Here is a 21,471-nt window from a genome sequence, read left to right as displayed (position 1 = left end):
AGAAAATGTCACGGCGAGCACATCAGAGATGCCTCAGCGCGTGGCAATCCAGATCAACAACCCCGCCTGAAACACCGCAAACGCCACCAGGCAGGTAATGGTAAAGCGCAACCCGCCGTCCTCGCGCTGGTACTTGGCCACCCGCTCATCACGCTCGCGCAGTTGCCCTTCCTTTTCCTGCAACTGCTGGTCGGCCTGCTGCAGCAGGTTGGCGGCATCCAGAATCTCCACCCGCTGCAGGCGCTCGCTGCTCCAGGCGGCCTTGAGCTGGCCCACGGTGATGTCCACGGTACGGCCCTTCAAATGCTGGCTGTCCTCGTATTCCACCTCGATACCCACCCCGCGCAAGCAGTGGTCACGGCGTAGGCGCGAGTCTTCGTTCAGCGCATCCTTGCTTGGAAGCGCCATGCCCTCCACCCGATAGTGCGACCACTTGCGCTGCAGCCACTGCACGGCCTGGGCCAGCATGAAGCGGCCGATACCACGGTTCACCGGTTCCAGTTGCAGGCCCTGTTCATTGCCGATACGTACCAGGCGCTCGGCATGGTCGACGCGGATGTCCAGGCGGTTCTGCTCTTTGTGCACTTTCTGTCCGGGCAGCTGGATCTCCATGCGCAACAGGCTGTGTGCCTTGTCGTGGCGCTCGGCATAGCCGAACTGCACAAAGCGCAGCGGCCGCGCGCCGGTGCTGCGGTCGGTGGGCAGGGCTGCCAGGCGCAGCAACTGGAAATGTTCGGCACCAAGGTCGGCCCAGGGCAGGGCGGCGCTTGGCTGGGGCTCTTCGGCCGGCTCTACGGCGGCAGGGGCTATTGTCATCAGGGCAAGTCCTCGGCTATGCCTGCTGTATCGGCAGGCTTGCCAAGGACCTGAGCCCGATTACTTTACGCGGAAGGCAAATGCTGGATGAACGTCACAATTCGCTCACCCAGCTCGTGTGCCAGCGGTAGTTCTGGGTTGAGGTAGCTGTCGCGCTGCTGGCTCATGCTTTTGGGGCTGATGCGCAGCATGTGGTTCATGCCGTCGATCAGCACCAGTTGTGCATCCGGCTTGGCTGCCTTCAGCCGTTCGGCATCGGCCACATCCACCTGCACATCGTTGCGCCCTTGCACGATCAAGGCGGGCATGGGCAGGCGGGCAAAGGCGGCTGCCGGGTTTTGCTGAAACAGCGAAATCAGGTACGGCTGCACGCTGGGACGGAACACCTGGCGCAGCGGCGCGGGCACTTCCAGGCTGGTCTGCCCGGCTTGCAGGCGGTCGAGCAGGGCGTTGCCACCGGCCAGTTGCGCTGGCGGCAGGCGACGGGCCAGCTGTTCGCGCAGGACTTCGGCCAGCGGCCGCCCGCTGCCGGCCAGGGTGATCACCGCACTGGCACCTGCCTGCTCGGCGGCCAGGCTGGCGATCAGCGCCCCTTCGCTGTGGCCAACGAGGATCAGCTGGCCGAAGCGGGGGTCGGCTTTCAGCTTGTGGCTCCAGGCGACCACATCCGCGACATAGCGCTCCACGCTGAGGTCACGCTCGTCAGGCGTGGCCGGCTGGCTGGCGGCCACCCCGCGCTTGTCGTAGCGCACGCTGGCGATGTGCTCGTTGGCCAGCAGCAGGGCCAGGCGCTTGAGATTGTCGACCCGGCCTGACGCCGGGTTGTTGCCATCGCGGTCGGTGGGGCCGGAGCCGGCGATGATCAGCACCACCGGCGGCGGCGTGGCCTGTTGCGGCAACAGCAGGCTGCCGTGCAGCACGCCCTGGCCGGTGTCCAGGTCGATGGGGCGTTGCAGCACGGTGGGGGCGGCGGCCTGGGCCAGGCTGGTGCACAGCAGGAAGAGCAGGGCGACGAGGCGCGACATCATGCGGTACTACATGGGGAGATGGTGGTTTGACCCAATGTTTTCGGGAAGGTTCTCTGGCAGTGCACGGCAGGTTCGTCCGCTTCGCGGGCAAGCCCGCGAAGAGGCCAGCACAGGCGGGCAATCCATCTGTATACTGCCTGCTTTCGTTCACCTCAGGCAGAACTCGCGGAGCGTCCATGTCCGGCAATACCTACGGCAAGCTGTTCACTGTCACCACCGCTGGCGAAAGCCATGGCCCGGCGTTGGTCGCCATTGTCGATGGATGCCCACCGGGCCTGGAGATTTCCCTGGCCGACCTGCAGCACGACCTCGACCGGCGCAAGCCCGGCACCAGCCGGCACACCACGCAGCGTCAGGAAGCCGACGAGGTGGAAATCCTCTCTGGCGTGTTCGAAGGCCGTACCACGGGCTGCTCGATCGGCCTGCTGATTCGCAACACTGACCAGAAGTCCAAGGACTACTCGGCCATCAAGGACCTGTTCCGCCCGGCCCACGCCGACTACACCTACCATCACAAGTACGGCATCCGCGACTACCGCGGTGGTGGCCGCAGTTCGGCCCGCGAAACCGCCATGCGCGTGGCTGCCGGTGCCATTGCCAAGAAGTACCTGGCCACCCAGGGCATTACCGTGCGTGGCTACATGAGCCAGCTGGGCCCGATCGAAATCCCGTTCAAGACCTGGGAATCGGTGGAGCAGAACGCTTTCTTCAGCCCCGACCCGGACAAGGTACCGGAGCTCGAGGCTTACATGGACCAGCTGCGCCGGGACCAGGATTCGGTGGGAGCCAAAATCACCGTGGTGGCCGAAGGCGTGATGCCGGGTTTGGGCGAACCGATCTTCGACCGTCTGGACGCAGAGCTGGCCCACGCGCTGATGAGCATCAACGCGGTCAAGGGCGTGGAAATCGGCGCCGGCTTCGCCAGCGTTGCCCAGCGTGGTACCGAACACCGTGACGAGCTGACCCCGGAAGGCTTCCTCAGCAACAACGCCGGCGGCATCCTGGGTGGCATTTCGTCGGGCCAGCCGATCGTTGCTCACCTGGCATTGAAGCCGACTTCCAGCATCACCACCCCGGGCCGTTCGATCGACATCGACGGCAACCCGGTGGACGTCATCACCAAAGGCCGCCACGACCCGTGCGTGGGCATCCGCGCTACGCCGATCGCCGAGGCGATGATGGCCATCGCGCTGATGGACCACCTGCTGCGTCACCGTGCGCAGAATGCTGATGTGAAGGTGAATACCCCGGTGCTGGGCCAGCGCTGATTCGCCTGCACCGGCCCTATCGCCGGCAAGCCAGCTCCCACAGGTACCCCGCAATGCCCAGGCCTGTGGTAATCCTGTGGGAGCTGGCTTGCCGGCGATAGGGCCGGAACAGGTCTACACAAGGCCATCCCATGCCCCCGATCCCCTACTGGCGCCTGTCCAGCTTCTATCTCTTCTACTTCGCGCTGCTAGGCTCCACTGCCCCTTTCCTGGCGCTGTACTTCGACCACCTGGGCTTCTCCCCAGCACGCATCGGCGAGCTGGTGGCCATCCCCATGCTGATGCGCTGCGTTGCCCCCAACCTGTGGGGCTGGCTGGGCGACCGCACCGGCCAGCGCCTGCTGATCGTGCGCCTGGGGGCGTTGTGCACCCTGGCCACCTTCGCCCTGATCTTCTTCGGCAAAAGTTACGCGTGGCTGGCGCTGGTAATGGCCCTGCACGCGTTCTTCTGGCACGCGGTACTGCCCCAGTTCGAGGTCATTACCCTGGCCCACCTGCACGGGCAAACGTCGCGCTACAGCCAGGTGCGCCTGTGGGGCTCGATCGGCTTCATCCTGACCGTGGTCGGCCTGGGCCGCCTGTTCGAATGGTTGAGCCTGGACATCTACCCGGTGGCGCTGGTCACCATCATGGCCGGCATTGTCGCCGCCAGCCTGTGGGTACCCAATGCCCAGCCGGTGGAGCAAGGTGAGCGCAGCAGCGCCGGGGGCTTTTTGCAGCAGTTACGCGCCTCCGGGGTGATCGCGTTCTACGCTTGCGTGGCGCTGATGCAGCTCAGCCATGGGCCTTACTACACCTTTCTGACCCTTCACCTGGAGCACCTGGGCTATAGCCGTGGAGCCATCGGCTTGCTGTGGGCGCTGGGGGTGGTGGCCGAAGTGCTGATGTTCATGGTCATGAGCCGCCTGTTTGCCCGCTTCAGCGTGCAGCGGGTGTTGTTGGCCAGTTTCCTGCTGGCGGCCGTACGCTGGCTGTTGCTGGGCAACCTGGCAGGTGAGCCGGCCGTGCTGATCTTTGCCCAGTTGCTGCACGCGGCCACCTTTGGCTGCTTCCATGCCGCCAGCATCGCCTTCGTGCAGGCCAGCTTTGGCGCCCGCCAACAAGGCCAGGGCCAGGCGCTGTATGCGGCACTGTCGGGTACCGGGGGCGCATTGGGGGCGTTGTATTCGGGCTACAGCTGGAAATTGCTGGGCCCCACCTTCACCTTTGGTATGGCCAGTGCCGCAGCCTTGGCCGCAGCCGTTATCATTGCCCTTTGTTTGCAACCGACCAGGACCCGCCCCTGATGAGCATTCTCAGCGTTTTCCACCCCTCCAGCCCGGAACTGCCGAACAAGGTGCTGACGCACCACGACGATATCGTCGCCACCCTGGCCGAGCAGGGCGTGCGTTTTGTGCATGCCGGGCATGGCTTGCGGGTACGCCCTGGTACGGCCGAAGGCGAGGTGCTGGACGCATGCCGTGAGCATTTGGACCAGTTGATGACGGCGCATGGCTGCAAGGCATTCGTGCTGTTGAACCGCGACGGTGAAGACCCGGCGCAGGTCGATGTGCGCGATGAACATGTGCATGATGCCGAAGAGGTGTTTGCCGTAGTCAGCGGCCGTGCGCAGGTTGGCCTGCGTTTGGGCGACCGGGTGTATTCGGTGCTGTGCGAGAAGGGTGACCGGTTGGTGGTGCCGGCGGGGACGCGGCGTTGGGTGGAGCTGGGAGATACGCCGTTTTGCCTGGCGCTGCGGTTGTATGGCAGCGAGCACGGTGTGCAGGCGCGGTTTACCGGGGATGGGACGGCGCGGGCGTTTCTGGGAATTGATGAGTTGTAGTGGCCTTTCTGGCCTCTTCGCGCGCTTGCCCGCGAAGAGGCCAGGTGAAGCAACACCAAACTCAGCGATAGGTCGGCAGGGCAAACCGCTGCTGACTTTGCAGCATCGAAATCACCGGCAATTCGCTAGCCTGTTCAGCCAGGTCACGGCGAATGGCGCTGATCGCCCATGACAGCTGCTCGGCACTGTGCAGTTGCGCATAGGTGAGCACCCGGCGGGTAACCTTGCCGTCGGCTGCGCGGAGGGTCAGCAGCACGCCGCCATCGGGGCGGGCCTGGGTATTGACCTGGTAAGCAGAAAATACCGAGACGAACTTTTGCTGGATGAGGTCCATATCAACTCCTGGCTGTTGTGTGGCAGACATGAGTAGATAATTGCAGCGACCGTGCCAGATGTTGATCCCAAAAAAATCCAGTAAATACAAGGCTTTACGGAGACTCTACGAAGGCGCCACCGTGCAGGTTGCATGGTCATGCATTTTGCACAGTGCATTTTGCACGAGTCAGGCATTGCCTATCGGTCCCATAGAAACTGAACCTTTGACCCCACTGGCGTGCCTGACAAACACTTGGGCAATCATTTATGCCAGGAGGTTCCGATGACCCGCCAGACCGCCCCCGCCACCATGACCGACGACGAAACCGCCGCATTCGCCGAACAGGTATTTGAACGTGCCCGCCAGGGTGATGCCGAAATGCTCGAGCGCCTGCTTGCCAGCGGCCTGCCGGCCGACCTGCGCAACCATAAGGGCGATACCCTGCTGATGCTGGCCAGCTACCACGGCCACCACGAAGCAGTGCGCGTGCTGCTGGCCCACGGTGCCGACCCGTTGATTGCCAACGACAACGGCCAGCTGCCTATCGCCGGGGCCGCCTTCAAGGGGGACCTGGCGATGATCCGGTTGTTGCTTGAGCACGGCGTCCCTGTGGACGCCGCTGCGCAGGACGGGCGCACGGCGTTGATGCTGGCGGCCATGTTCAATCGCAGCGAGATACTCGACTACCTGCTGGCCCAAGGCGCCGACCCGAAGCGCCAGGATGCCCGCGGCGCCACTGCGCTGATGGCGGCGCAAACCATGGGGGCTGAAGACGCCGCCGCCCGCCTGCAAGCGCTGGCCGGCTAACCATCTGGGGGCATTTGCGGCTATCCTTGGCGACTTTTCACCCGTCGCAGGCCCCCTTTCATGAAAACTCAGTTGCTCGAATTCATCAGCCTCATTGGCGCTGGCTGCATGCGCGAGGCCGACATCGAGCGCATCGCCGACGAGGCCGCCCAGGCCTATGCCGACCCGGCTGCTTTCCTGGCCGCCAACCCCGATATCAACTACGACGACACGTTCCCGATTCCGCTGGGTGAATGGGTGGTGCTGGGCAGCCTGCCGGACACCGTGGTGTTCCAGGCCGACAGCTACCAGGACCTGTTCCAGCAGATCAGCGACTCGTTCGACAACAGCGTGCCGTTCACCCTCAAGCCCAAGCAGCTGGCCCGTACCGAGCCACTGACCGCGCTCAACCGCATTCAGGTGCAGATGGGTGCATTGAACAAAGAGGCGGGGGGTTATGTGCTGCTGAACTTCAGCCAGTTGCTGGATGACGAGCTGCAGATGGTGATGGTGGGGCAGAATGACCTGGCGCGGGTGCTGGAGTTGGGGGCAGAGGTGGGCATCAAGGTGGAGCCGGCCCTGGAAGCCCTGAAGGTCGCCGTCCACATCTAAAGCCTGGCGCGCTCCTGCACAGGTCTGTGCAGGGTAGCCTCAGCCCAACGCGGTATCCAGAAACATCATCACCGCAAACCCACCCATCAACCCCAGGGTCGCCGCCGTCTGGTGCCCGTTGCGGTGGGTTTCCGGGATCACCTCGTGGCTGACCACAAAGATCATCGCCCCTGCCGCCAGCCCCATGCTGATCGGGTAGGCCAGGGCGAAGCCTGTGGAAATCCCCAGCCCGATCACCGCCCCCAATGGCTCCATCAAACCCGAACCGATCGCCACCAGCGCAGCCTTGAGGCTCGCCAGCCCAGTGGCACGCAGTGCCAGGGCCACGGCCAGCCCTTCAGGGATGTCCTGAATGGCGATAGCGCTGGTCAGCGGCAGGCCGATGTTCATGTCGCCATTGGCGAAGCTCACGCCGATGGCCATGCCTTCAGGCAGGTTGTGCAGGGTGATCGCCAGCACGAACAGCCACACCCGGCTGATGCGCTCGGCTTCGGGGCCACAGGGGCCGGTGCTTTCATGCTCGTGCGGGGTGAAGCGGTCCAGGCCCAGCATCAACAGCACGCCCAACCCCATGCCCAGCACCACGGTAAAGGCCGCAGCCGGGCCGTTGCCGGTAATCTCGCGGGCCGCATCCAGGCCCGGCAGAATGAGCGAAAACGAGCTGGCGGCGAGCATCATGCCGGCGGCAAAGCCCAGCATCACGTCCTGGGTGCGGGCGCTGACATCGCGCAGCACCACCGCCAGCACAGCACCCAGGGCGGTAGCGCCAAAGCCGGACAACCCGCCCAGTACTGCAAGGTGCAGGTTATCGGCGTGGTCGCCGTTCACCGCGTTCCACACGCTGGCGCCTAGCAGCACGATCACCGCCAGCAGGCTAAGGCCGAGACCGGCGCTGAGCCAGGGGGTGTTCACGGCCTGCTGGCGCCAAGCGTTCAGCAGTGAGGGTGGGGCGGCGCTTTGCGTGTGGGTGGGGGGCATACGAACCTCGAATCAATGAATACCGGCAGTCTACTCAGAGACCTGCGCCCATCGCCAAGGATTCGCTTCTATTGGCGCGATAGCTGACTATGCTGTGCAGCAAAGCCTTTTAACAGGAGTTTTAGCATGGGGTCGACATTCAACAGCCTGGTGGGGCTGATCATCCTGGCGCTGGATATCTGGGCCATCCTCAATGTGATCAAGAGTGGCAGCGAGGTGGGCATCAAAGTGTTGTGGATCTTGCTGATTGCTTTGCTGCCGGTGGTGGGCCTGGTGATTTGGGCCATCGCGGGGCCGCGGGGAAATGTGCGCATCTGAAAGGCCGGCACAGACAAAACCCGCAACACCCCGGTGACAAAATTTTCACATTGGTTTAAACAGAATCCGCACCCGCATAATGCTGCGTTGGTCTAGCGCCAGCGCCCCTTCGCAAACCGCAATCCTAGGACCTTCCCATTCATGGCTAACACGGACGCCTTGAAGCAACAGGGCGCGCGAACGTCGTTTTCGCCGACCCTGAAATCCCACCTGGCCTACACGCTGCTCAGTGGCCTGGTGATCATGCTGATGCTCAGCCTGGTGCGCCTGGCGCTGCTGGTCTACAACAGCGACATGGTCGGCGATACGCCGTATTCCACGGTAGCCGAAGGCTTCCTCAACGGCTTGCGCTTCGACCTGCGGGTGGTGGTGTACCTCAGCATCCCGCTGCTGCTGGCGATCCTCAGCCCCTGGGCCATGGCCCGGCGTGGCGTGTTCCGCTTCTGGCTGACCCTCACCTCCAGCGTGGTGATGTTCCTCGGCCTGATGGAGATGGACTTCTACCGCGAGTTCCACCAGCGCCTCAACGGCCTGGTGTTCCAGTACATCAAGGAAGACCCGAAAACCGTCATGAGCATGCTCTGGTACGGCTTCCCGGTGGTGCGCTACCTGCTGGCCTGGGCCTTCGGTACCTGGCTGTTGAGCCTGCTGTTCAAGGGTATCGACCGTGCCACCCGGGGTGAGGGCGTGCAGCGCGTTGCACCGTGGTACAACCGCCTGGCGGTGTTCATGGTGATTTTGCTGGTGGCCGTGGTCGCTGCCCGTGGCACCCTGCGCCAAGGGCCACCGATGCGCTGGGGTGATGCTTTCACCACCGACTCCAACTTCGTCAACCAGCTGGGCCTGAACGGCACCCTGACCCTGATCGACGCCGCCAAGAGCCGCTTCGGCGAAGACCGCGCCAACATCTGGAAGCCGGTGCTGGAGCAGAATGTGGCCACGCAAAGCGTGCGCGAACAGCTGCTGACCGCCAACGACACCCTGGTCGATGCCGACGAGGCTGCCATCCGCCGCGACTTCGTGCCGCCGGCTGACCGCACCCTGCCGATCAAGAACGTGGTGGTGATCCTTATGGAGAGCTTCGCCGGCCATTCGGTGGGCGCGCTGGGCAGCCCCAACAACATCACCCCATACTTCGACAAGCTGGCCAAAGAAGGCCTGCTGTTCGACCGCTTCTTCTCCAACGGCACTCATACCCACCAGGGCATGTTTGCCACCATGGCCTGCTTCCCCAACCTGCCGGGCTTCGAGTACCTGATGCAAACCCCGGAAGGCGGCCACAAGCTGTCTGGCCTGCCGGCCCTGCTCAGCGCTCGCGACTACGACGATGTGTACGTCTACAACGGCGACTTTGCCTGGGACAACCAGTCCGGGTTCTTCGGCAACCAGGGCATGACCACCTTCATCGGCCGTAACGACTTCGTCAACCCGGTGTTCTCCGACCCGACCTGGGGCGTGTCTGACCAGGACATGTTCGACCGCGGTAACGAGGAACTGGCCAAGCATGACGGCAAAAAGCCTATCTACGCGCTGCTGCAGACGCTGTCCAACCACACGCCATACGCGCTGCCGAAAGACCTGCCAGTCGAGAAGGTCACCGGCCAGGGCCGCCTGGATGAGCACCTGACCGCCATGCGCTATTCGGACTGGGCGCTGGGCCAGTTCTTCGAGAAGGCGCGTAAAGAGCCTTACTTCAAGGAAACCCTGTTCGTCATCGTCGGCGACCATGGCTTTGGCAACCACCAGCAGGTCACCGAGCTGGACCTGGGCCGTTTCAACGTACCGCTGCTGCTGATTGCCCCGGGCATTCAGGAGAAGTTCGGTGCGGTGAATCACACCGTGGGTACCCAGGTCGATATCGTGCCGACCATCATGGGCCGCCTGGGTGGCCAGACCCGTCACCAGTGCTGGGGCCGCGACCTGCTCAACCTGCCTGAAGGCGACCAGGGTGTGGGCATGATCAAGCCGTCGGGCAGCGAGCAGATTGTTGGCCTGGTACAGGGCGACCGCATCCTGATCGAGTCCAAGGACATGAGCCCGCGTATGTACCGCTACCAGCTGGGCAGCGAGTTCAAGGCTGAGCTGATCGAAAGCCCGGACCAGCCGGAAATGCTCAAGAAGCTCGAAGCGTACATTCAGACCGCGACCAAGAGCCTGCTGGATAACACCGCTGGCGTGGTGCACGGCACACCGAAGTAACGCTGCAACAAGGGCCGCATTGCGGCCCTTTTGCGGGCAGACTGAACAAATTCCCAGCCCCAGGGTCAGTTATTCAGGCATCACACCAACTGATGTTCTTGAATTGAGAGGGCTCGTTCAATGAAAGCGTGGGAAGTCATTTTTGCCGATCAGAAAGGCGAACCGTCCACCATGACACTGCGGGCCGAGCACTGTCCCAGCGAAGAGGACGCCGCGCGGGCCATCCGTTCGCACCTGTTCCCGGTCATGGACGAGCTGGACCTCAACGACTTCCAGGACCGCACCATTTCCCCTACCGCCCGCTGGCTGAAAGAGCATAGCGGCGTGACCATCACCAGCATTCACGAAGCACCCTGACCCACACGTTTGCGTGGCGCCTTTGCAGGCACTACGCTACTGGAAGGTGCCGCCTATTCTGCAGGTTGGCACCGCTTCAATTCGCGTCTTGCATCAGCTCGAACTGCCCGGCCAATGACTGCCGGCAGGTGCGTAGTGCACGGAAAGTCTATCCATAGCATTATTCAGGAGGACGATTCATGAGCAGCCAGAACGACGATATCAGCAGTAACGTCCTGCGCCAGATGAAAGCTGGCGGGTTCGACTTCACCCAGATCCACCCCATCGAGTTCTATGCCGTATTCCCCGACGAAGCAGGGGCCCGCCGCGCGGCCGGGCAGTTTCGTGGCGAATCGCTCAATGCCCAGGTGAAGGAGCTGGGCGACGGTGCCTGGCACCTGGAACTGAGCAAGGTCATGTATGCCACCTATGGCGGGATTGGCGACTTTGAAGAGGCCTTCGAACAGTTGGTGACACCTTATGGGGGGGAGGTGGAAGGGTGGGGCGTCAAGCATGAGCGGCCGATTGCCTGAGTGTATTGTGTTGCCTTTTTCGCGGGCTCGCCCGCGAAGAAGCACACGCGGGCGTCAAGGCCTGCGCTTGGCCATATGCCCCAGATAGGCCAGCAACGCATCCAGCTCCTGTTCACTCAACACACGTTCGTCAAACCCCGGCATCTTCGCTTGCGGCCATTGCCGAAGGCTTTGCGGGTCTCGAATCAGCTTGCGCAGGTATTCTGGCCGAAAATACTCGGTAGGGTTGTGCGGCACATTCAAATCCGGCCCCACCTGCGCATCCCCTGCACCGTTCAGCCGATGGCACGCCAGGCAATTCTGCTGGAACAATGCAAAACCCTGCAGCACCGGGCTGTCGGTGGGCAGCTTGGGGTCGGGCAGCAGCGCGGGAAAACGCTGCGCCACCGGCGCGAGCTGGCGAATGGTGGAAATCTGGAACGGCCACTGCTCCGGGCGGATGCCGCTGGCCTGCGGCGCAGTCCACACCAGGTAGAACGGCCCCGCGCTCGGCTTGCCCTGGCCCAGTGCCGGCCACGGCTGGCCCGGGTCTTCCACCGCCAGCCAGGCCTGTGCCGGCCCTTGCTGCAGCAGTGGCGCAGCGGGCATTTCAGCGGCAAAGCCATCCAGCGCCACGGCCTGCAGGTGATCACTGGCGCTGACGCCTTTTAGCAGCGTGGCCAACGGCACCGCCCGATAGTGCATGGGGCGCTTGTAGGAAACGTCTTGTTCGATGCTGATATCCCGAGCCTGCGGATGGCCAAGCAGTTCGGCACTGCTCCACTCGCGCGTATTGGCGCCCAGCTCAAGGTGCAGCTGCGCCGCCGACAGCGGCAGGCTCAGGAGCAACGCTAACAAGGCAAGGCAGTGGCGCATGGGCAATCTCCGACCATCAAGGCCAGCAGGTTACCTGTGTACTGCCCGTTGGCGCCATCGCCACTGTCAGCCGAACAAGCGTGTCAGGTTCGGCAAAATCAGCAGTAAAGTGGTGGCGAAGAGAATAAGCCCAGCTTGGCGAATTTTCGATTGTCTAAACATGGCGGACCGCCTTCTTGTTGTTATTCCTGAATACCCGTTGGCTTCCTTGTCGCACCTCGGGTCGATCGCAGCGACGCAGCGTGGCGCCTGAACTGCCTGCCTCTTGAACGTGGATATACAACCAACAGTAGGGTGTGTGGCATGCATGTTTGAGAACCCTTTCTTCTAATAGTGTTGGTAGATGATTTCTTTTTGCTATGAGGCCATGTGCCAGTCGGCTGACATGCTCTGGCTAGACAGTGGCGCAAGTACCAGGCGGACGCCGACGAAATGTGACCGTTCGTCAGTGCAGCCTACTTGCTTGTACGTGTCTTTCGCGTCAGTCTCTACAGCAGATTCCCACCCATGTCGTTCAGGACTACCCCTATGTCGTTACGCGTTTGCATCCTTGAAACCGATGTCCTGCGACCGGAGTTGACCGCGCAGTACCAGGGCTACGGCAGGATGTTCGAGCAGCTCTTCTCGCGTCAGCCGATCGCCGCCGAATTCCGTGTGTACAACGTGATGAACGGCGATTACCCCGCCGACAGTGAAGTGTTCGATGCCTACCTGGTGACGGGTAGCAAGGCTGACTCGTTTGGTTCCGACCCGTGGATCCAGACCCTCAAGGCTTACCTGCTGAAATTGTACGAGCGTGGCGAGAAGCTGCTGGGGGTGTGTTTTGGCCACCAGTTACTGGCATTGACCCTGGGTGGCAAGGCCGAGCGGGCCGACAAGGGCTGGGGCGTGGGCATCCATCGCTACTCGCTGGCGGCCCATGCGCCGTGGATGGACCCGGAGGTGTCGGAGCTGACCTTGCTGATCAGCCACCAGGACCAGGTGACCGAATTGCCGGAAGGCGCCACGGTGATTGCTTCCAGCGACTTCTGCCCGAATGCGGCGTACCACATTCGTGACCAGGTGCTGTGCTTCCAGGGCCACCCGGAGTTCGTGCACGACTACTCCCGCGCACTGCTGGATGCGCGTCAGGAGTTCCTGGGGGATGAGGTGTACCACAAGGCCGTGGCCAGCCTGGCCACCGAGCACCAGGGCGACCTGGTGGGGGAGTGGATGTTGCGCTTTATCCAGCAGCCGGTGAGCAAGCACGACGCGGCGTAAGAAGCTGGGGGCCGCAAACCGGCCCCCACAACCTCAAAGCCAGCCCGACTTCTTGAAGCTGGCATACAACCCCGCACACCCCAGCCCGATTACACCCAGCACCCCGAAATACCCATAGTGCCAAGCCAGTTCCGGCATGTTCTGGAAGTTCATCCCGTAAACCCCGGCAATGGCCGTGGGGAACGCCAAAATCGCTGCCCAGGCCGCGAACTTGCGCTGAACGATGCTTTGCCGTGACGACTCCAGCAGCATGCCGATCTCGATGGTTTGGCTGGCGATGTCGCGGATGCCGGCCAGGTCTTCCATCTGCCGCGTCACATGAATCTGCACATCCCGGAAGTAGGGGCGCATGTTCTTGTCGATGAACGGGAAGCTCAGGCGCTGTAGCTCTTCGCTCACTTCCACCATCGGCGCCACATAACGGCGCAGGCGCAGGATGTCACGGCGCAGGCTGTGCAGGCGGCGGATGTCGTCCTCCTGCAGCGAGCCCCCCAGCACGCTTTGTTCCAGCTCTTCGATCTCGCCATGGATGGCTTCGCTGACCGGCTGGTAGTTTTCGGTCACGAAGTCGAGCAGGGCGTACAGTACGAAGTCTTCGCCGTGCTCCAGCAGCAATGGCCGTGCCTCGCAGCGCTGGCGCACCATGGCGTAGGACTTGGAGTGGCCGTTGCGGCAGGTGATGATGTAGCCGTTGCCAGCGAAGATATGGGTTTCGATGAACTCCAGCTTGCCTTCGTGGCGCACCGGCGAATAGGTGACGATGAACAGCGCGTCACCGAAGGTTTCCAGCTTGGGCCGGCTGTGCTTCTCCAGGGCATCTTCAATGGCCAGTTCGTGCAGGTTGAACTGGCACTGCAGGTTGGCCAGTTCCTCGGCATTGGGCTCTTCCAGGCCGATCCACACGAAGTGCCCCGGCTTGCGCGCCCACTCGCTGCCTTCGTCGATGCTGATGTTGGTGACCTTTCTGCCGGCGCTGTACACCGCCGATGCCACGACACGACCCATGGTTGCCCGCTTATTCCGGTTGAACACGGGTTACAGCTTGGGCCGTACCCGGCCCAAGAGCAACCCGCTTCAGGCCAGCTCGTGTTCCATGCGGTCGATGCACTGCTGCATCTGCCCCCGGCACTGCTCGATCAGCGCCGGGATGTCCTGTTGGGTCATGCCCGTCGTGACGATGGGGGGCAACGAGCGCACGATCACCGTGCGCTGGCGCCAGCTGTTCAGGCTCATGCGCCTGGCATAGCGGCTGACGCATACCGGCACGATCGGCACACCGGCTTCGATGGCCATGTGAAACGCGCCTTTCTTGAAGGCCATCAGCTGCTCGCCGGGGTTACGCGTGCCTTCAGGGAAAATCCAGATGGAGGTGTCGTCCTGCAGCACGCGCGTGGTCTTTTGCAGCGCCTTGCGCGCCTGGTAGGCGTTCTTGCGGTCGATCAGCACGTTGCCGCCCAGCCAGAACAGCTGGCCGAACAGCGGGATCCAGCCCAGGCTTTTCTTGCCGATGGCCACGGTGCGTTGTGGTACCACCTGGCCCAATACGAACAGGTCGAAGTTGGACTGGTGGTTGGCGACAATCACGCACCCGGGAGGGTGGTCCCACAGTGGCCCCACCTCGGCCTTGACCTTGATGCGCATCAGCCAGGTGGCTGGCCGGCTATACAGGTGGGCAAACACCCGGCTGTTATCGGGGTTGAAGGGGCGGCACAGGCCAATGACCAGGCCCACGGCGCCAACGGCAAGAAAATGCAGCGCCAGCAGGAGCATGCGCAACGAATAAAGCATGGTACGACTCACACCAGACAGTCGCCGGGCAGTGTACGGGTGTGCACTGGTTGCGGCAAACCCTGGTGTGAGCCTGTCGGGTCAACCCATGTGGTGCTGGTCCAGCTCGATCGCCTTGTCCAATGCCTCCAGCAGCCCTTTGCGCACCTTCAGCTTGGTGTTCTTGTGTGCCAGCATGTTCAGCTTCTTCAGCTCCCGCGCCGCCGCCAGTGCTGTTTCCTGCAGTTGCTCGGCCGGCACCACCTTGTCGAGGAACCCTGCATCCACCGCCGCGTGCGGGTCGAACACCTCGGCGTTGATCACCGAACGATGGAAAGCCGAGCGACGCAGGCGATCACGGGCCAGTTCGATGCCGGCATGGTGCATGGTCATGCCGATCTGCACTTCGTTCAGGCACACTTTGTATGGCCCTTCGACGCCAATGCGGTAGTCGGCCGACAGCAGCAGGAAGGCGCCCTTGGCCACGGCATTGCCCGGGCAGGCAACCACTACCGGGAACGGGTGCGACAGCAGGCGGCGGGCGAGGGTGGAGCCAGCAGTGACCAGGCTGATGGCCGCTTGAGGGCCGCTGGTCATCACCTTGAGGTCGTAACCGCCCGACAGAATGCCTGGCTGCCCGGTAATGATCACCACGGCACGCTCTTCAGTAGCGCGGTCGAGCGCGGCATTGAAGGCGGTGATGACATCCGGCGAGATGGCGTTGACCTTGCCGTTGTTCAGGGTCAGGGTGGCGATGCCGTCTTCGGCGTGGTAGGTAATCAGCTCGCTCATGGCAGAGTCCTTTTGTTGGCGTGGCGACGACGTTACCCAGCGCCAGAGGCCAGGTAAAGCAGCAAGGCTGACTGGTTGGTCAGCGTTCACCGGGGCTCAAATGCAAATACATGAAAAAACTGAAAAAAATGCTTGCCAAAGGAAAGCGCTTTCACTAAATTAGCGCACCTCGACGGGCCGCAAGGCTTGAAGAGAAACGGTGAAGTGTCCGAGTGGTCGAAGGAGCACGCCTGGAAAGTGTGTATACGAGAAATCGTATCAAGGGTTCAAATCCCTTCTTCACCGCCACATTCTGCGAAGAGCCCCCGCGCTGATAAAGCCGGGGGCTTTTTGCATTTCGGGCCTTCGAGGGCTGCAGTGCAGCCCATCGCGACACAGCGCAGAAGCTCGCCGTAGCCTGGATCAGTCCACCCCGACAAATCCCCCGGTCTGGTGATGCCACAGCCGGGCATACAACCCCTGTTGCTCCAGCAGCTCACTGTGGCTGCCACTCTCGACAATCCGTCCTTTGTCCAGCACCACCAGCCGGTCCATCCGCGCAATGGTCGACAGCCGGTGGGCAATGGCGATCACCGTCTTGCCCTGCATCAGCGTCTCCAGGCTCTCCTGGATGGCGGCCTCCACCTCCGAGTCCAGCGCCGAAGTGGCTTCGTCCATGATCAGGATTGGCGCGTTCTTCAGCAGTACCCGGGCAATGGCGATGCGCTGGCGCTGGCCACCCGACAGTTTCACCCCGCGCTCACCCACGTGGGCATCGAAGCCGGTGCGCCCCTGGGCGTCCGACAGCTGCGGGATAAACTCGTCGGCGCGGGCGCGGCGCACGGCTTCGAGCAACTCCGCCTCGCTGGCGCCGGGGCGGCCATACAGCAGGTTGTCGCGGATCGAGCGGTGCAGCAGCGAGGTGTCCTGGGTGATCATGCCGATTTGTGCGCGCAGGCTGGCCTGGCTCACCTCGGCAATGTCCTGGCCATCGATAAGAATACGCCCACCCTGCACGTCGTACAGGCGCAGCAGCAGGTTGACCAGGGTTGACTTGCCCGCGCCGGACGGGCCGATCAAACCGATTTTTTCGCCCGGGCGGATGTTCAGGTCGAGCCCTTCGATCACGTTGGCAGCCTTGCCGTAGTGGAAGTCCACGTCATCGAACCGCACCGCGCCACGGCTCACCTTCAGCGCTGGCGCATTGGGCTGGTCGATGACGGTGACGGGCTGGGCGATGGTCTGCAGGCCGTCCTGGACCATGCCGATGTTCTCGAAGATGCCGTTCACCACCCACATGATCCAGCCCGACATGTTGACGATGCGGATCACCAGGCCGGTGGCCAGGGCGATGGCGCCGACGGTAATCAGCGACTGGCTCCACAGCCACAGCGCCAGGCCCGTGGTGGTGACCACCAGCAGGCCGTTGAGGCTGGTGATAACCACGTCCATGCTGGTGACCACGCGCGCCGCCAGTTGGGTTTTCTCGGTCTGTTCGCTGATCGCTTCGCGCGCGTATTGCTGCTCGTAGTCGGTGTGGGCGAACAGCTTCAGCGTGGCGATGTTGGTGTAGCCGTCGACGATCCGCCCCATCAGCTTGGAGCGGGCGTCGGAAGAGATCACCGAACGCTCCTTCACCCTTGGCACGAAGTAGAAGAGCGCGGCGATGTAGCCGACGATCCACAGCAGCAGCGGCAGCATCAGGCGCCAGTCGGCCTCGGCGAACAGCACCAGCGAGGTAATGGCGTAGATCAGCACATGCCATAACGCGTCCACCGCTTGCACGGCAGAGTCGCGCAGCGAGTTGCCGGTCTGCATGATGCGCTGGGCGATTCGCCCGGCAAAGTCGCTCTGGAAGAAGTTCAGGCTCTGCTTTAGCACGTAGGTGTGGTTTTGCCAGCGGATCAGGCTGGTCATGCCGGGGTTGATGGTCTGGTGCACCAGCAGGTCGTGCAGGCCGAAGAACACCGGGCGCAGCAGCAGGATCACCACCAGCATCCAGATCAGCTCGCCACGGTGCTCACTGAAGAAGTTGGCATTGGGCGTGCCCTGAGCCAGGTCGATGATGCGGCTGAGGTAGCTGAACATGGCCACCTCGATCAGCGAGGCGAACAGGCCGACCACCAACAGGGCAAGAAAACTGGGCCATACCTGGCGCAGGTAATACAGGTAGAACGGCCCCACGGTGGTCGGCGGCGATTCACTGGGTGCTTCGCGGAAAATATCGATCAGTTGTTCGAAACGGCGGTACAGCATGGGTAACGACACTCCTGTTCCATCCTGCCCTCAGGCGGTTCACGTCCCTGTGAAGCCTGCGGTCAGTCGATGCGTTTGGCCGACTTGATGTAGACCGGGTCGGCCGGTACATCACGCATGCCTTTCTTGATGGTGGTCGGCGAGTTGACGATCTGGTCGACCACCTCCATGCCCTTGGTCACCTTGCCGAACACGGCATAGCCACGGTCACGCCCGGGGTTGAGGAAGTCGTTGTCGGCCACGTTGATGAAGAACTGACTGGTGGCCGAGTTCGGGTCCGAGGTGCGCGCCATCGACAGGGTGCCGCGGGTGTTCAGCAGGCCGTTGCTGGCTTCGTTCTTGATTGGGTCGTTGGTGTTTTTTTGCACCATCTGGTCAGTGAAGCCACCGCCCTGGACCATGAAACCTGGGATCACACGATGGAAAATGGTGTTGTTGTAGAAGCCGCTGTCAACGTACTGCAGGAAGTTCTTGGTACTGACCGGCGCCTTCTCGGCGTTCAGCTCGATCTCGACCTGGCCGAAGCTGGTGTCCAGCAGAACGTGCGGGGTCTTTTCGGAGGCTATGACGCTGGTGGCGAAGGCGACCGAGCAGGCGGTGAGCAGGAGTTTTTTCAGCATGGGCTCAAAGATCCTTGAGAGGTGGAAGCGGCTGCAAGGAACTGCAGCAGGGTCTGGTTGAAGACCTCGGGTTGATCGAGGGGCGTAGCGTGCCGGGAATCGTCGACGACGACCAGCCTGGCGTTGGGCATCAGCGCGACGTAGCGTTGTTTCAGTTGTATCGGGGTGTAATCGTGGTCGGCGGCAATGATCAGGGTAGGACAGTGGATCTGCCCGATGCGTTCCTGCACGCCCCAGTCGACGATGGCGTCGAAGCTCTTGAGGTAGGCGCGTTTGTCGTTACGGGCCCAGCGTTGGGCCATCTTCTGTCGCAGTTCGGCTTGATGGGGTTTGGGGAACAGGCGTTCAGCCAGGCCCTTGCCGACGGTTTCGACACTGAGCAGCCGCGCCAGGCCCCAGCGCTTTAGCCACCATATCCAGTCACTGCGGGTGCGGCGCTTGACCTCGGGGGCGCTGTTGACAATGCACAGGCTGCGCAACCATTGCGGGTGATCGACGGCAAACTGGAAGCCGACCATGCCGCCCATGGATAGGCCTACGAAGTGTACGGGGCCTGTGTGCAGGTGTTCGAGCAGGGCAAGCAGGTCGGCACTGAAGGTGGCGATCTGGTAGCCGTCGCGGGGTTTGTCGGAGCGGCCGTGGCCGCGAATGTCCATGAGGATCACCCGGTAGTGGTGGCTGAGTGCCGGCACCTGCAGTTCCCAGTCCTGGCAACTGGAGCCCAGGCCGTGCAGCAGTACCAGTGGTTCGCCCTGGCCATATTCCTCGTAATGCAGTGCGCATCCTTCGTGTTCGAAATAGGCCATGGGCGCGGTCCTTTCAAGCTTGTGGGGGGGCTGCGAAGGGCACGTCCAGTGGCGCGGTGTCGAAATTGCGCAGCAGGTCGATGAGAATCTGCGTGGCCGGGCCCAGGGTCTTCTCTTTGCTCGAATAAAGGTAGAACAGTGGGTGGCGGCTGCCACCCTGGTCCAGCTGCAGCGGTTTGAGCACGCCTTCACGCAGCTCGCGCTCGATCATGTGCCGGGGCAGCCAGGCAAAACCCAGGCCGCTGCTGACGAAGGTGGCGGCGGTGCCCAGGCTGCCGACGGTCCAGCGCTGCTCAGCACCCAGCCAGCCGACGTCGCGTGGCTGCGCGCGGCCGGAGTCGCGGATCACCACCTGCAACTGGCTTTCCAGGTCCTGGAAGGTGAGTTCACGGCCCAGGCGGTGCAGGCTGTGCTCAGGGTGGGCGACGGCGACGAACTCCACTGCACTCAGTTCGGCGCCCAGGTAGCCGCCGATGCTGTAGCTGCTGATGGCCAGGTCGGCGATGCCTTCATGCATGACTTCTTCCACGCCAGACAGCACTTCTTCACGCAGGCGCACCCGGCAGCCACGGCTTTGCGGCATGAACGCGGCCAGGGCACGTACCAGGCGGGCGCTGGGGTAGGCGGCATCGACCACCAGACGTACCTCGGCTTCCCAGCCTTGTTCCATGTGGTGGGCGAGGTCCTCCAGCTGGCTGGCCTGCTTCACCAGGTGGCGCGAGCGGCGCAGTAGCACGTTGCCGGCGTCGGTCAGCACCGCCTTGCGGCCGTCGATACGCAGCAGTGGCACGCCCAGTTGCTCTTGCATGCGGGCCACGGTGTAGCTGACCGAGGACTGCGAGCGATGCAGTGCCTCGGCGGCCTGGGCAAACCCGCCGTGATCGACCACTGCCTGCAGGGTTCGCCACTGGTCAAGGGTTACGCGCGGCGCTTTCATCTTTCGCTCCTGTTGTCCTAAGCTGCGCTCTTTCAAGGAGAGCGGCCCATGAAGAAATATTGTGCGGCAATACTGATGTGCCTGCCCCTCGGGGCCATGGCCTACCCCATCGATGTGGAGAAGGAACTGACCGGGGTAAAGCTGGACTACACCGCCTATGACACGGCCTACGACATTGGTGCCATTACCCTCAACAACTATGGGCAGGTACCGGCGGCCTGCAAGGTGACCTTCCGCAATGGCCCGGAAGCACCCAGGGTACGCCGGGTGAACGTACCGGCGGGTAAAAGCGTCGATGTCACCGCCAAATTCAACCGGCAGATCATCAAGCTGCGGATTGCCTTGAACTGCAGTGCCGAATAAACTGATTAATCGATAGATTGAACCCATTTTTTACGCTTTTTTATCGATAGGTCAAGCCTTAATCTCACCTCCATCGAATCGCACCCCTTTTTGCCGATGGAGGCACCCCATGTCCCGCGTACTGATCATCGAAAGCAGCGCCCGCCAGCAGGATTCCGTTTCCCGTCAGCTGACCCGTGATTTCATCCAGCAATGGCAGGCTGCCCACCCGGCCGATCAGATCACGGTGCGCGACCTGGCGGTGAGCCCGGTACCGCACCTGGACGCCAACCTGCTGGGTGGCTGGATGAAGCCCGAAGAGCAGCGCAGTGCCGCCGAACTGGAGGCCCTGGCCCGTTCCAACGAACTGACTGATGAATTGCTGGCAGCGGACGTGCTGGTAATGGCCGCGCCGATGTACAACTTCACCATCCCCAGCACCCTCAAGGCCTGGCTGGACCATGTACTGCGTGCCGGCATCACCTTCAAGTACACCCCGACTGGCCCGCAAGGCCTACTGACCGGCAAGCGCGCCATCGTGCTGACGGCCCGTGGTGGCATCCATGCCGGCGCCAGCAGCGACCACCAGGAACCGTATCTGCGCCAGGTGATGGCCTTCATCGGCATTCACGATGTCGACTTCATCCATGCCGAAGGCCTGAACATGAGCGGCGAGTTCCATGAGAAGGGCGTCAACCAGGCCAAGGCCAAACTGGCGGCCGTGGCCTGAGGTTCAACGAATTCCCAACCCTGACACCTGTTTGTTGCTCCTTTGGGTGTACCTGCCCGGCCATCAGCGCCGGGCTTTTTTATGATTGATTTGAGCCTTGTAGTGCTTGTCAGAT

General features: G+C 62.6%; 24 protein-coding genes and 1 tRNA gene. 13 read left to right on the top strand and 12 right to left on the bottom strand.

The annotated features are described in order from the left end of the window. Positions 1-33: 33 nt before the first annotated feature. Together APH36_RS03490 and APH36_RS03485 are read right to left on the bottom strand one after the other, a co-directional pair. Positions 34-816, bottom strand: a complete 783-nt coding sequence (locus APH36_RS03490; RefSeq protein ID WP_060497500.1) for a hypothetical protein — start codon at positions 814-816, stop codon at positions 34-36. A gap of 65 nt (positions 817-881) precedes the next feature. Next, entirely contained in the window at positions 882-1,844 is a 963-nt protein-coding gene (locus APH36_RS03485; protein WP_060497499.1) for an alpha/beta hydrolase, read from the bottom strand. Positions 1,845-2,020: 176 nt separating this feature from the next. On the opposite strand from APH36_RS03485, the gene aroC reads away from it, so the two are divergent. The 3 genes from aroC (at position 2,021) to APH36_RS03470 (ending at position 4,934) form a co-directional block, all read left to right on the top strand. Continuing rightward, positions 2,021-3,112: a chorismate synthase gene (aroC, locus tag APH36_RS03480; RefSeq protein ID WP_060497498.1), complete on the top strand. Its 1,092-nt coding sequence runs from the start codon at positions 2,021-2,023 to the stop codon at positions 3,110-3,112. 131 nt (positions 3,113-3,243) lie between these two features. Then, positions 3,244-4,398, top strand: a complete 1,155-nt coding sequence (locus APH36_RS03475; protein WP_060497497.1) for an MFS transporter — start codon at positions 3,244-3,246, stop codon at positions 4,396-4,398. Continuing rightward, the gene (locus APH36_RS03470; protein ID WP_060497496.1) at positions 4,398-4,934 is read left to right on the top strand and encodes an oxidase; all 537 of its coding nucleotides are present in this window, start codon (positions 4,398-4,400) and stop codon (positions 4,932-4,934) included. Before APH36_RS03475 ends, APH36_RS03470 begins: the two co-directional genes overlap by 1 nt. A gap of 61 nt (positions 4,935-4,995) precedes the next feature. Here the strand turns inward: APH36_RS03470 and APH36_RS03465 are convergent, their stop codons facing one another. Then, positions 4,996-5,268, bottom strand: coding sequence for a DUF3509 domain-containing protein (locus APH36_RS03465; protein WP_016715071.1), 273 nt, complete (start codon positions 5,266-5,268; stop codon positions 4,996-4,998). Positions 5,269-5,532: 264 nt separating this feature from the next. Between APH36_RS03465 and APH36_RS03460 the strand changes: the two genes are divergently transcribed. Together APH36_RS03460 and APH36_RS03455 are read left to right on the top strand one after the other, a co-directional pair. After that, a complete protein-coding gene (locus APH36_RS03460) occupies positions 5,533-6,057 on the top strand; it encodes an ankyrin repeat domain-containing protein (protein WP_060497495.1) in 525 nt (174 codons plus the stop codon). Between the two features lie 60 nt (positions 6,058-6,117). Next, a complete protein-coding gene (locus tag APH36_RS03455) occupies positions 6,118-6,648 on the top strand; it encodes a hypothetical protein (RefSeq protein WP_016715073.1) in 531 nt (176 codons plus the stop codon). Between the two features lie 39 nt (positions 6,649-6,687). Here the strand turns inward: APH36_RS03455 and APH36_RS03450 are convergent, their stop codons facing one another. Beyond that, the gene (locus APH36_RS03450; RefSeq protein WP_060497494.1) at positions 6,688-7,626 is read right to left on the bottom strand and encodes a ZIP family metal transporter; all 939 of its coding nucleotides are present in this window, start codon (positions 7,624-7,626) and stop codon (positions 6,688-6,690) included. A 126-nt stretch (positions 7,627-7,752) separates the two neighbouring features. Here APH36_RS03450 and APH36_RS03445 point away from each other — a divergent pair, with 126 nt between their 5' ends. The 4 genes from APH36_RS03445 (at position 7,753) to APH36_RS03430 (ending at position 11,012) form a co-directional block, all read left to right on the top strand. Beyond that, positions 7,753-7,944, top strand: a complete 192-nt coding sequence (locus tag APH36_RS03445; RefSeq protein WP_012271091.1) for a PLDc N-terminal domain-containing protein — start codon at positions 7,753-7,755, stop codon at positions 7,942-7,944. A gap of 141 nt (positions 7,945-8,085) precedes the next feature. Continuing rightward, positions 8,086-10,143 (top strand): LTA synthase family protein, encoded by a 2,058-nt coding sequence (locus APH36_RS03440; protein ID WP_016715075.1) that lies wholly within the window; start codon positions 8,086-8,088, stop codon positions 10,141-10,143. 120 nt (positions 10,144-10,263) lie between these two features. Next, positions 10,264-10,500, top strand: coding sequence for a hypothetical protein (locus APH36_RS03435; protein WP_016715076.1), 237 nt, complete (start codon positions 10,264-10,266; stop codon positions 10,498-10,500). Positions 10,501-10,679: 179 nt separating this feature from the next. After that, positions 10,680-11,012: a ribonuclease E inhibitor RraB gene (locus APH36_RS03430; protein WP_016715077.1), complete on the top strand. Its 333-nt coding sequence runs from the start codon at positions 10,680-10,682 to the stop codon at positions 11,010-11,012. Between the two features lie 54 nt (positions 11,013-11,066). Here APH36_RS03430 and APH36_RS03425 read toward each other — a convergent pair whose 3' ends face one another. Beyond that, a complete protein-coding gene (locus APH36_RS03425) occupies positions 11,067-11,867 on the bottom strand; it encodes a cytochrome c (RefSeq protein WP_060497493.1) in 801 nt (266 codons plus the stop codon). 528 nt (positions 11,868-12,395) lie between these two features. Here APH36_RS03425 and APH36_RS03420 point away from each other — a divergent pair. After that, a complete protein-coding gene (locus APH36_RS03420) occupies positions 12,396-13,127 on the top strand; it encodes an amidotransferase (protein WP_019096934.1) in 732 nt (243 codons plus the stop codon). 33 nt (positions 13,128-13,160) lie between these two features. Here the strand turns inward: APH36_RS03420 and APH36_RS03415 are convergent, their stop codons facing one another. The 3 genes from APH36_RS03415 to APH36_RS03405 form a co-directional block, all read right to left on the bottom strand. Continuing rightward, the gene (locus APH36_RS03415) at positions 13,161-14,132 is read right to left on the bottom strand and encodes a magnesium and cobalt transport protein CorA (protein ID WP_016715080.1); all 972 of its coding nucleotides are present in this window, start codon (positions 14,130-14,132) and stop codon (positions 13,161-13,163) included. Positions 14,133-14,201: 69 nt separating this feature from the next. Further along, positions 14,202-14,915, bottom strand: a complete 714-nt coding sequence (locus APH36_RS03410) for a 1-acyl-sn-glycerol-3-phosphate acyltransferase (protein WP_060497492.1) — start codon at positions 14,913-14,915, stop codon at positions 14,202-14,204. 81 nt (positions 14,916-14,996) lie between these two features. Beyond that, on the bottom strand, positions 14,997-15,686 hold the full coding sequence (locus APH36_RS03405) for a crotonase/enoyl-CoA hydratase family protein (protein ID WP_060497491.1): 690 nt from the start codon (positions 15,684-15,686) through the stop codon (positions 14,997-14,999). 198 nt (positions 15,687-15,884) lie between these two features. Between APH36_RS03405 and APH36_RS03400 the strand changes: the two genes are divergently transcribed. Continuing rightward, positions 15,885-15,974, top strand: a tRNA-Ser gene (locus APH36_RS03400). Positions 15,975-16,088: 114 nt separating this feature from the next. Here the strand turns inward: APH36_RS03400 and APH36_RS03395 are convergent. The 4 genes from APH36_RS03395 to APH36_RS03380 all read right to left on the bottom strand — a co-directional run bounded on the left by APH36_RS03395 (position 16,089) and on the right by APH36_RS03380 (position 20,284). Continuing rightward, the gene (locus tag APH36_RS03395; protein ID WP_060497490.1) at positions 16,089-17,921 is read right to left on the bottom strand and encodes an ABC transporter ATP-binding protein; all 1,833 of its coding nucleotides are present in this window, start codon (positions 17,919-17,921) and stop codon (positions 16,089-16,091) included. A gap of 62 nt (positions 17,922-17,983) precedes the next feature. Continuing rightward, complete coding sequence (locus APH36_RS03390; RefSeq protein ID WP_060497489.1) at positions 17,984-18,541, bottom strand: peptidylprolyl isomerase; 558 nt, start codon at positions 18,539-18,541, stop codon at positions 17,984-17,986. Beyond that, entirely contained in the window at positions 18,535-19,347 is an 813-nt protein-coding gene (locus APH36_RS03385; protein WP_060497488.1) for an alpha/beta fold hydrolase, read from the bottom strand. The genes APH36_RS03390 and APH36_RS03385 overlap by 7 nt, the downstream gene beginning before the upstream one ends. Before the next feature lie 13 nt (positions 19,348-19,360). Further along, the gene (locus tag APH36_RS03380; protein ID WP_060497487.1) at positions 19,361-20,284 is read right to left on the bottom strand and encodes a LysR family transcriptional regulator; all 924 of its coding nucleotides are present in this window, start codon (positions 20,282-20,284) and stop codon (positions 19,361-19,363) included. Positions 20,285-20,332: 48 nt separating this feature from the next. On the opposite strand from APH36_RS03380, the gene APH36_RS03375 reads away from it, so the two are divergent. Together APH36_RS03375 and APH36_RS03370 are read left to right on the top strand one after the other, a co-directional pair. Next, positions 20,333-20,647 (top strand): hypothetical protein, encoded by a 315-nt coding sequence (locus tag APH36_RS03375; protein WP_028697750.1) that lies wholly within the window; start codon positions 20,333-20,335, stop codon positions 20,645-20,647. A gap of 109 nt (positions 20,648-20,756) precedes the next feature. Beyond that, positions 20,757-21,356, top strand: a complete 600-nt coding sequence (locus APH36_RS03370; RefSeq protein ID WP_060497486.1) for an FMN-dependent NADH-azoreductase — start codon at positions 20,757-20,759, stop codon at positions 21,354-21,356. The last annotated feature ends 115 nt before the right edge of the window (positions 21,357-21,471 follow it).

Source organism: Pseudomonas sp. NBRC 111133 (assembly GCF_001320605.1).
Lineage (GTDB): Bacteria > Pseudomonadota > Gammaproteobacteria > Pseudomonadales > Pseudomonadaceae > Aquipseudomonas > Aquipseudomonas monteilii.
Note: the sequence above shows the minus strand (reverse complement) of the source record. Positions and strands in the feature narration are given on the sequence as shown.